The 10,054-nt window shown below is 49.2% G+C and carries 7 protein-coding genes; 3 read left to right on the top strand and 4 right to left on the bottom strand.

Annotated features, from left to right (window positions below; genetic code table 11):
* Positions 1 to 228: 228 nt before the first annotated feature.
* Positions 229 to 588, top strand: coding sequence for an NIL domain-containing protein (locus QUB24_RS27655; RefSeq protein WP_333156795.1), 360 nt, complete (start codon positions 229 to 231; stop codon positions 586 to 588).
* Between the two features lie 694 nt (positions 589 to 1,282).
* Positions 1,283 to 6,589 carry a DUF4347 domain-containing protein gene (locus QUB24_RS27650; protein ID WP_333156794.1) on the top strand — a complete coding sequence of 1,769 codons (5,307 nt, stop codon included), beginning with the start codon at positions 1,283 to 1,285 and terminating at the stop codon, positions 6,587 to 6,589.
* Between the two features lie 145 nt (positions 6,590 to 6,734).
* On the opposite strand, the gene QUB24_RS27645 is transcribed toward QUB24_RS27650, so the two are convergent.
* Entirely contained in the window at positions 6,735 to 7,115 is a 381-nt protein-coding gene (locus tag QUB24_RS27645; protein ID WP_333156793.1) for a cytochrome c, read from the bottom strand.
* Positions 7,116 to 7,295: 180 nt separating this feature from the next.
* Between QUB24_RS27645 and petG the strand changes: the two genes are divergently transcribed.
* Entirely contained in the window at positions 7,296 to 7,415 is a 120-nt protein-coding gene (petG, locus tag QUB24_RS27640; RefSeq protein WP_006632329.1) for a cytochrome b6-f complex subunit V, read from the top strand.
* Between the two features lie 187 nt (positions 7,416 to 7,602).
* On the opposite strand, the gene QUB24_RS27635 is transcribed toward petG, so the two are convergent.
* The 3 genes from QUB24_RS27635 to QUB24_RS27625 are packed head-to-tail and all read right to left on the bottom strand — an operon-like array spanning position 7,603 to position 10,034.
* Positions 7,603 to 8,685, bottom strand: coding sequence for a glycosyltransferase family 1 protein (locus tag QUB24_RS27635; RefSeq protein WP_333156792.1), 1,083 nt, complete (start codon positions 8,683 to 8,685; stop codon positions 7,603 to 7,605).
* Between the two features lie 40 nt (positions 8,686 to 8,725).
* Positions 8,726 to 8,908 carry a hypothetical protein gene (locus QUB24_RS27630; protein ID WP_333156791.1) on the bottom strand — a complete coding sequence of 61 codons (183 nt, stop codon included), beginning with the start codon at positions 8,906 to 8,908 and terminating at the stop codon, positions 8,726 to 8,728.
* Positions 8,909 to 8,963: 55 nt separating this feature from the next.
* Positions 8,964 to 10,034 (bottom strand): glycosyltransferase family 1 protein, encoded by a 1,071-nt coding sequence (locus QUB24_RS27625; RefSeq protein WP_333156797.1) that lies wholly within the window; start codon positions 10,032 to 10,034, stop codon positions 8,964 to 8,966.
* Positions 10,035 to 10,054: the final 20 nt, after the last annotated feature.

Genomic DNA, 10,054 nt, shown 5'->3' with positions numbered 1-10,054 from the left:
TCATTAGTCATTAGTCATTAGTCATTAGTCATTAGTCATTAGTCATTAGTCATTAGTCATTAGTCATTAGTCATTAGGGTGCGCGCTGTGAACCTCATCCCTCAAACCAGTCAGTAGTAGGGTGCGGCGCTATCGACAATCTGGTTGGAAGCTCGAAAATCTCGCAGATCCGCACCCTACAAGATATTGGTGCAAAATGTAAACTGAAACAAACATTAGGAGTTCCCAATGTTAGATCACAACACTAGCGAATCTGAATTTGAGGCGATCGACAATTTTCACAAAACCCAAGAATCAGATATTCCCAAATCTGATAGTGGTGACAAGAGACCAACTCAAACGCGCATTCGCATTCGTATTCCTAAAGAATACCATCAGGAACCTGTAATCTCTAACCTGATTTCTGAATACGGTTTGACGGTGAATTTTAATGCTGCTTTGTTGGGTGTTAAAACTTTAGATGACGGTTGGTTTGACTTGGAACTTAACGGTACAAGTAAACAGATTGAAACTGCTCTGATTTATCTCAATGATTTAGATGTGGAAATCTGGAGCAATTCCAATGATTCCGATGAAGAAACTTGGTAATTAGTGAGTCTTTGACGCACCAAAATGGCAGAGGAGTTAATATTCTGGACTGTCCGCCTAATTTTAATTTTTTCGAGTCAGTTTATTGATTCTAATAGTCTCCCGGAATTTTACTCATGAGTCAGCCTATCTCTGCCTGATAAATAACATTTATCAAGGTCCTCGTGAGGAATGCAAGCCTTCATAAAACTCAGAAAACTTGCATTCCTCCCTACCAAGCAATTTGAGTGGAGTTGTTCGTTAGCGAAGCCCTCGAAGAGGATCGCACATACAGATCATTCAGCAGCCACCAACTACCCAATAACACCAGCTTACAGCTAATAACCGTGACTGATGACTCTTGATTAACAAATATCGATCGTCATCAGTTAACTATTCGATTGACAATTTTTATAAAATCTGGTGTTTTCTTCATCTCTGGTATATCAATAAACAGCGCGCACGTCTTCTCCAACATTGTTGTAACAGCCGGAACAATATCCCCCTTTAAAACTTCTAAACAATCACACTAACTCAGTTAGGGCAGGGTGCATAAAAAAAAGTTTTTGTCAATATTCCCTTTAGGTTAAATTAGGGGCGATCCTCTTCGAGGGCTTCGCCAACGACTCTCATCCGCGCTGGAAAAAGAGCGATCATTGCTGCGGTTGGTTTGTGATATGAATTTGATGTGTGCGTGTACCAGGAGAATTTGAACGTGGAACTCTATCAAGAACCGAAACACCAGATAGTTTTTGCAGATTCACAAGTTAAAGATGGCGAAAGTTTAACAGAAACGGCCAATCCCGATACAGAAATTGTTATTCTGAAAGCCGATCGCGACGGCATCGAGCAAATCGCCGAAACACTTAAACAGCGGAAAAACATTGCAGCCGTCCACATTTTGTCTCACGGCGCAGCAGCCAGCTTACAACTGGGAGCGACAGAACTAAATCTGTGCAACATTGAAAGCTACCGCAATTATTTAGAAAAATGGTTTGCTTTGCCAGCAGCCGAAGCAAACTCGAACTCTTCAATTACAGCTAAACCCGAAATTCTACTTTACGGTTGCAACGTCGCCGCCACAGAAGCCGGTGTCGCCTTCGTCCAAAGGCTGAGCCAGCTCACCGGGGCAAATATTGCCGCTTCCGATAACTTGACTGGGAATGCTGCGTTGGGTGGAGACTGGGAACTCGAAGTAACTACGGGCAAAATAGAAACACCTTTGGCATTTTCGGCTGAGGCGAGGGAAGCTTACAGTGGCGTACTGGCTGACTTGAACCAAACGACTGGCGACTTTAACGGACTGGTAAATGCCATCAATGTTGCCAACATCAACAGTGGCATTGACACGATCACTCTCACTGCCGATATTACCCTCGCAGGGCAATTGCCGAGAATTACCGACACCACCACTATTGTTGGCGGTGGTTTCAAGATCAGCGGCAATAACAACCGTGCCTTCGTAGTTGATAACACAACATTTAACATCTCAAACCTCACCATTGATTCCGCAAAAGCAGTAGGCAACGCAGGAACCATCGGCGGTGGTGGCGCTGCGGGTTTAGGTGGCGCACTTTTTATCAACAGCGGTACAGTCACAGTTGACAGAGTTACTTTTTCTAATAACTCTGCCGTTGGCGGTGCAGGTGCGGCGGGGAATGGTGGCAAGGGTGGTAGCGCGGATTTGGCTACTGTTTTTCGAGGCACACCCGGTGGAAATGGAGCAAATGGCCGCGACGGTCGTCCTAGCTTTGGCGGAAATGGAGAAAATGGCGAACCGGGTACTGCCGGTGGAGCTGGCAGTCCTGCCGGTAATGGTGGTACAGGTGGTAATGGTGGTACAGGTATTGCAACTTTCTCTGGCGGTACTGGCGGTACTGGCGGCATTGGTGGCGCTGGTAGCGTTGTCGGTAGTGGGGGCGGTGGTGGTGGTGCCGGTGGCGGTGGCGGTGCTGGGGGTGGTGGTACTCAAGGTAATGGTGGCAATGGCGGTGCTGGCGGTGCTGGCACCTTTGGTGGCGGCGGTGGTGCTGGCGGTACTTTTGGTACAGGTGCGGCGCCTGGTGCTATCGGCGCTGGCGGCACTGGCGGCTTCGGCGGCGGTGGCGGTAGTGGCAATGGTGCAAGCGCAGGGGGCACTTTTGGCGGTGCAGGTGCTATTGGCTTTGGTGGCGGCGGTGCAGGTTTAGGCGGCGCGATTTTTGTTGGCGGTGGCACTTTGACCATGACCAACAGCACCTTATATAGCAACACAGTTACGGGTGGCAATGCTGGTAATGTTGCCGCAGGTGCGGGTACAGCCGCAGGTGGTGCAATTTTCGTCAACTTAGGTGCTACAGCTACCCTCACTAACAACACGATCGCTTATAACTCTGCAACAGCCGCGACAGTTGGCACACCGGCTAGTCTGATTGCTAATGCCGGAGGAATTTACAACAACGGCGGTACAGTTTCAGTCAAAAACACGATCGTCGCTGGCAACGTTGCTACTACCAACACAGATGTTACCGGGACATTCACCGGGAACAACAACCTAATTGGGGTTCTCGGCAGTAGCACTGGTTTTACAGCGACTCAGCAACTAACCGGTGCTTTGACAAATGTATTAGCACCAGTCAGCTCTGCCGGATTGAATGGCGCAACGGCTCCGGCTCCTTTCACCCTTGCCCTAGTTGATAACAGCCCGGTCACAACTAGCACTAACCAAGCCATTGGCGGTGGCAACAGCGCCGACGCAACAGCGGCCGGTTTAACTACTGACCAACGCGGTACAGGTTTCCCTAGGAAAATCGACAATACTCTTGTCAGCAAACCTAGTGTTGACATCGGTGCTTACGAGTACGGCCCTGTGGTCGTGGGTCAGAAATTCAACGACCTTAACGGGGATAGCCTGCAAGGTGCCGCGGCAACTGAACCAGGTCTAGGCGGCTGGACTATTACCGCAGGTACGACGACTAATGTAACATCTGCCGTTGCTGTTACTCTCGGCCAATACACTCTCACGGATACTAAGGCCAATACAGCGATCGCAGAAACGTTACAAACCGATTGGGTGCAGACTTTGGCACCAACGGTGACGACTGGTACTGCTGATGTTACCGGTGCTAACTTCGGCAACTTCCAACTGACATCGATCGCGGGCAAAACCTACACAGACCTCAAAGGCGACGGCTTCACGCCCGATGACACCACATTAAACGGCATCACCGTTAACTTATACAAAGACACCAACAACAACAACACGCTAGAAGTCGGCACAGATACGGTTGTCGGCACTGCACAAACCACTGCAGGAGCCGGAGATTACACATTCGCGGATATCGGCCCCGGCAATTACCTGATACAAGCCACTGCCCCAGCCAACTCCACTATCTCTTTCCCCGCTGCCGCAATTCTCGTTACCGCCCAAAGCGGTACTCCCGTCACGGGTCAAAACTTCGGCGTTTTCCAAAATATCACCGTTAGTGGCACCAAATTCACCGACATCACAGGCAACGGCTTCTCTGCTGACGACACCCCCCTCAACGGCACTACCATTCGCTTGTTCAAAGATACTAACGATAACAGCACTTTAGATAGCGGTGATACGGAAATTGCCTCTCAAGTTACCGGGACAGCGCCAGCGGCTGCTGGGACGTACAGCTTTGCCAACGTCGGCTCCGGTCGGCACTTTGTGAGAGAAGACGTAGCGACTGGTTTCTCACAAACCGCCGGCCCGACTTCCTATACAATTAACCCGGTCAGCGGCACAAACATTACGGCTCAAGACTTTGGCAACTTCCAACTAGGCAAAATCAGCGGGATCAAATTTAATGACCTCAACAAAAATGGCATCCAAGATGCGCCAGAAGAACCACCGCTAGGAGGCTGGACAATCTACCTGGATGCCAACAATAACGGCACCTTCGATGCTGATGAAGAAAGCGAAATCACCGATGCTACGGGTCAGTATGAGATCGACGACCTTACAGTCGGCACTTATACAGTGCGGGAAGTGCCACAAACAGGCTGGACGCAAACTCTACCCCCCGTCAACCCAGCCACCCCTACTCTTTCCGGCGCGTTTACGATCGCCGTCACCAGCGGCACCGACTCCCAAAACAACAACTTTGGCAACTTCAAGCCCAATAGCATCAGCGGTGTGAAGTTCAATGACCTCAACAACAACCGGGTACAAGATACCGGGGAACTAGGACTTCCCAATTGGAGATTCTTCCTCGATACCAACGATAACGGCACTCTCGACACAGGAGAAGTGAACACCCCCACCGATCCCGCAGGGAATTACAAATTCCTCGACTTGCCAGCAGGAACCTACAAGGTGCGGGAAGTCTTGCAGCCTACTTGGACGCAAACTACCCCCAACCCGGCCGACATCACTGTCACCAGCGGTCAAGACATCGCTAATATCAACTTCGGCAACTTCCAGTCGAGCACTATCAGCGGTCAAAAATTCAATGACCTCAACAACAACGGCGTTAAGGATGCCGGAGAATTGGGGCTAGGTAACTGGCAAATATTCCTCGACAGTATCAATCCCGATGGCATCTTTCAGCAGGGCGAACCGACTACCATCACTGATGCAGCGGGCAACTACACTCTCCGAGATATACCCGCAGGTACTTACCAGGTAAGGGAAGTCCAGCAAAACGGCTGGACGCAGACGACCCCCAACCCCGCCCCCGTTACGGTTAATCCCTCCGATAACATCACAGGCATTGACTTCGGCAACTTCCTGCCCCAACCCGGGGCGATCCGAGGTCTGAAGTTCCAAGACACCAACAACAATGGCACTCAGGATGCTGGAGAACCGGGTTTACCCAATTTCCAAATTCAGTTAACCAATGTCGTAGCTGGAACTGCTCCTGCTCCTGTTACTACTACCACAGACAACAGTGGTAACTACCTGTTCGCGAACCTAACGCCGGGAACCTACCGCGTCAGGGAAGTCAACCAAACTGGGTTTACCCAAAGCACACCCGAACCGGCCGACATCACCCTAACTTCAGGCGCTATTGTCACCGGCATCAACTTCGGCAACTTCCCAGCGCCGACGCCGACGCCGACGCCGACGCCGACGCCGACGCCTACGCCGCCATTGCCATTGCCACCTGTACCCACGCCGACGCCTCCACCTGCACCGACGCCTCCACCTGCACCTGCACCGACGCCGACGCCTCCACCTGCACCGACGCCTCCACCTGCACCTGCACCGACGCCGACGCCTCCACCTGTACCGACAGATTTGGTTTGCCCTGAGAACTTCCCCAGGATCGCTACTCCCAATGAGCCCGGCACTCCTTCAGCGGGTGTGAGCAACGGCCCTAACGGCGACGATACGATCGTGGGTAGTGTCGGCAATGACTCTATCTTCGGGTTGAGCGGCAACGATTTGATCTTTGGTCGAGGGGGCGGCGACTACATCAATGGCAATATAGCCAACGATACTGTCTACGGAGGGATCGATAACGATACTCTCTTTGGTGGCAAAGGGTTTGACCTGATTTTTGGCGATCGCGGTAACGATACGATTTATGGCAATCGTGGCAACGACTCTCTTTCTGGCGACGAAGGCAATGACTTATTGTACGGGGGCAAAGCCGATGACGTAATTTTGGGAGGCGCTGGCGACGACGTGCTCATTGGCGATCAAGGCAATGACACTCTCTGTGGCGGTGAGGGTAACAATACCTTAATTGGCGGCAGCGGCGATGATTTGCTCTTTGCTGACACCGGCGATGATTTGCTCTTTGGCGGCATTGGCAGCGATACCCTCGTCGGTGGCATTGGCAGCAATGGCTTTGTCTTGTCAGCGGGCGGAGGAATTGACACGATTTTCAACTTCACTGCAGGAGTTGATTCGATCGAGTTGGTGGGAGGCTTGGACTTCAATCAACTGTCGTTAACCGAAACTAATGGCTCGACGGCGATCGCGATCGCCAACAGCGACCAGATTTTGGCTATACTGACGGGCGTGCAGCCGAGCCAGTTATCGGCTCAGAGTTTTAGCTTGCTGGTTTAGTCTGCAGATCAAACTCGGCATTTAAAACCGAGCATACACTTGCCTGCCGTCCCAGCAAAGAGGGACTAGCGGGAAGCAGAGCCTCTTTGCATGGGTTTGGAGGCTCTGCCAAAGAAGGGGAACGAATTCCGTTCCCCTTCCTTGGTCAAATTTGTTCGAGATACTTCAGCAAGTCGGCCATTTCTTGCGGACTCGGTTGAAACTGCGGCATTGGTGGGGTTTGCCCGCTGGTGACTTGCCGGATCAGATCCAATTCGGATTTGCGCTCGGACACTCCGTGCAAGTTGGGCCCGACTTGACTGTCTGAAACGGAGATGTGACAACCCGCACAGTTCATTTGAAAGATGGCGGAACCCTGAAACGGGTTGCCCGTGAGGGATAGTACGCTTTTGACGTAAGGATCGGCGACTTGAAATTGACGTATTGTGATAATTGCCAACATGATGGCAAGTAACACCGCTAGCGCAAATATGGCAAGTCGCTCGATCGGGTTTTTAATTTCATTCCTGGCAAGTTGGTTATTCAAAGGAGTTCAATTAAAAATAGTATCTACAAGAAAATTTATTTCTCATAACATAGCTTAATCGTTCGCAGCGGGGAGAGCAAGGTCTGAGACTCCCGGAAGGGCGCTTTTTGGAAAATTCATCTGTGTAAGTGCTGGTAATATTAAAAATAGGTTGTTAAATCTTAACGTTAAGGAGCTCTCATGGTAGAACCGCTGCTTTCAGGTATTGTTCTGGGTCTAATCTTTGTTACTCTGGCGGGGCTGTTTTTTGCTGCTTATCAGCAGTACAAGCGCGGCGATCAGTTGGGTATCAATAAGTAAAAGGGGGCTACAGTCCCTAACTCAGGCTGTGAGGGGAATTGGGAATTGGGAATTGGGCATGGGGCATGGGGCATTGGTTATTAAATCGGCCTACTGACTTCTTCCCTCTTCCTTTTTCCCTCTTCCTTTTTCCCTCTTCCTTCTTCCATCCGTTACATCCGTTACATCCGTTACCGAACTTCCTTCGTTAAAGATATCGATCGAGAATAGCAGCAGTTTCCAGGCCTGTTTTTTCCCAGCTAAATTGTTTTGCTCTGGCTAAACCGAGCTCCCGCAATTGCGATCGAACTTTGGCATCGACTGCAAGCTCTTGCATAGCAGAGGCAATTTCCTCGACGCTGTAGGGGTTGACTAATAAGGCGCCGTCCCCCGCCACTTCGGGCATTGAAGACAGGTTAGAGGTGATGACAGGAGTGCCGCAGGCCATTGCTTCGAGCACGGGGAGCCCGAATCCTTCCCAAAGACTGGGGAAAACCAGGGCGATCGCTTGGTTGATGACTTTGGGTAAGTCGGCCGCGGGGAGGTAATCTAGGAATTTTACTCGATCGACCAATCCCAATTCTTGAACCTGCGCCTTCAACAGCGGCGTATAGCGTTTGTCTTCCGAACCTGCTATCCACAATTCGTACTCGGAATTATGATGCAAAGCAGCAAAGGCTGCTACAACACGCTGCACGTTTTTATAAGGATTGTGGCGGCCGATATAAAGAAAATAATTGCTTGTTGGTAAGTCTAGAAAACGGAAAAAACTGGTATCATATCCAGGGAAAATGGGCGTAATTAAATTAGTAGGAATCTTGCAAAAATTAGCGATATCTTTGGCAGTTGATTCAGAGTCGCAGATGACGTGTTGAGCCTGCCGCAGCACTTGGGGAATGTAATAGCGGTGGTAAGGTGTCAGAGGATCGAAGCGACGGGGAAATCGCAGCGCTATCAAGTCATGTACTGTAATTATATAGCGGCAACCTGCAAATAGAGGAGCTTCGGGAATTGGGGAAAATAACAGGTTTGATTTTAGCTGTTTGTAAATTTTGGGGAGTTTGGTTTGTGTCCACAGCAATCGGTTGATGTGTCCTTTTGTTCCTTGTTCTGGTGTTAGGTTTGCGGGGATTTGGTAGCAGTTGTTATTGGGAATTTTTTCGGCTGTTAGTAATGTTGGGTTGAGAGATTTTAGGTGGGGAAATAGGTTTTTGGCGTAGATGGCTAAGCCGGTTGGTTTGGAAATTAGGAAGGAGAGGTTGATGAGCAGGTTGGATTGGGGATTGGGCATGGGATAATATGTAGATTGCGGTTTTGGGCTGGGATTTTTTTTATTTAACCTGAGATATTGCACCATTATCAATTAGCTTTTTAGGAACAGGCTTTCCGGCCTGTTCCACAATAAAATTTATCTTTTGTGGAACAGGCCGGAAAGCCTGTTGCTGACGCAAGATGCCTGTTCCACAATAAAATTTATCTTTTGTGGAACAGGCCGGAAAGCCTGTTGCTGACAAGGGTGTAAGATGTGAGTTTAACCGCAGATGGCGCAGAAAGGAAGAGAGGGAAGATTTACAGATATTGTTGTAAGATGTTGGCTGTTGCTTTTCCGGTTTTGTGCCAGCTAAATTGAGATGATCTGGCTAAACTAGCAGTTTTTAAGTTCGCTCGCACTTTTGAATCTGTGGCTACTGTTTGCATGGCTTCGGCTATTTCTGGGATGCTGTAAGGATTGACTAATAATGCGGCATCTCCGGCTACTTCTGGCATTGATGACAGGTTGGATGTGATGACGGGTGTGCCGCAAGCCATTGCTTCTAAAATTGGTAAGCCGAATCCTTCCCAAAGTGTAGGGAAAACTAGGGCGATCGCCTGATTCATCAGTACGGGCAATTGAGAATAGGGAACGTAACCGAGAAACTTTACCAAAGATTGTAAACCTAATTCTTCAACTTGTGCTGTCAACTGCGGCGTGTAGGCATTGGGAGGCCCAGCTAGCCACAATTCGTAATTTGCGCGATCGGGCAAACTCGCAAATGCAGCAATTAATCTTTCCAAGTTTTTGTAAGGATCGTGTCTGCCGGTATAAAGAAAATAATTTTTGGCTGGCAAGTCGAGATATCTAAAATTAATATTATCGCAAGCTAGGGGAATTGCGCTCATTTTCTTAGACGGAATCTGGAAAAAGTTAGCAACATCTGCCGCCGTTGCTTGAGAATCGCAAATAATGTGTTCTGCTTGCCGCAAAACCTGCGGTATATAGTAGCGGAAATAAGCTGTTAATCGAGAAAACCGTTGGGGAAATCGCAAAGGAATTAAATCGTGAACTGTGACGATGTAGCGGCAGCCGGAATACAAAGGTGCTTCGGGAATTGGGGAAAATATCAGGCTTGACTGCAATTTTTTGTAAATTTTAGGTAACTCAAATTGAGTCCACAGCAGCCTGTTAATTTGTCCTTTCGGCCCTCGATCCGGTGTCAGAGTTTCGGGGATTTGATAGCAAGTATAATTTTCAATTTGCTGGGAAGTCAGTAATGTTGGTTCTAGCTGTTGCTGTTCTGGGAAAATATTAGCGGCATAAGTCCCGATTCCAGTTGGTTCGGGTGTTAAGAAGGACAAATTGATTAACAGTGAATTAGACATGATTTTATAGAACAGAATTT

Origin of the sequence: Microcoleus sp. B9-D4 (assembly GCF_036705105.1) — a bacterium.
Lineage (GTDB): Bacteria > Cyanobacteriota > Cyanobacteriia > Cyanobacteriales > Microcoleaceae > Microcoleus.
Note: the sequence above shows the minus strand (reverse complement) of the source record. Positions and strands in the feature narration are given on the sequence as shown.

Coding starts and splice junctions, on each gene's coding strand:
- QUB24_RS27635 (WP_333156792.1), bottom strand. CDS start 8,685: ATGCCCAATCCCCAATCCAACCTGCTCATCAACCTCTCCTTCCTAATT.
- QUB24_RS27655 (WP_333156795.1), top strand. CDS start 229: ATGTTAGATCACAACACTAGCGAATCTGAATTTGAGGCGATCGACAAT.
- petG (WP_006632329.1), top strand. CDS start 7,296: ATGGTAGAACCGCTGCTTTCAGGTATTGTTCTGGGTCTAATCTTTGTT.
- QUB24_RS27625 (WP_333156797.1), bottom strand. CDS start 10,034: ATGTCTAATTCACTGTTAATCAATTTGTCCTTCTTAACACCCGAACCA.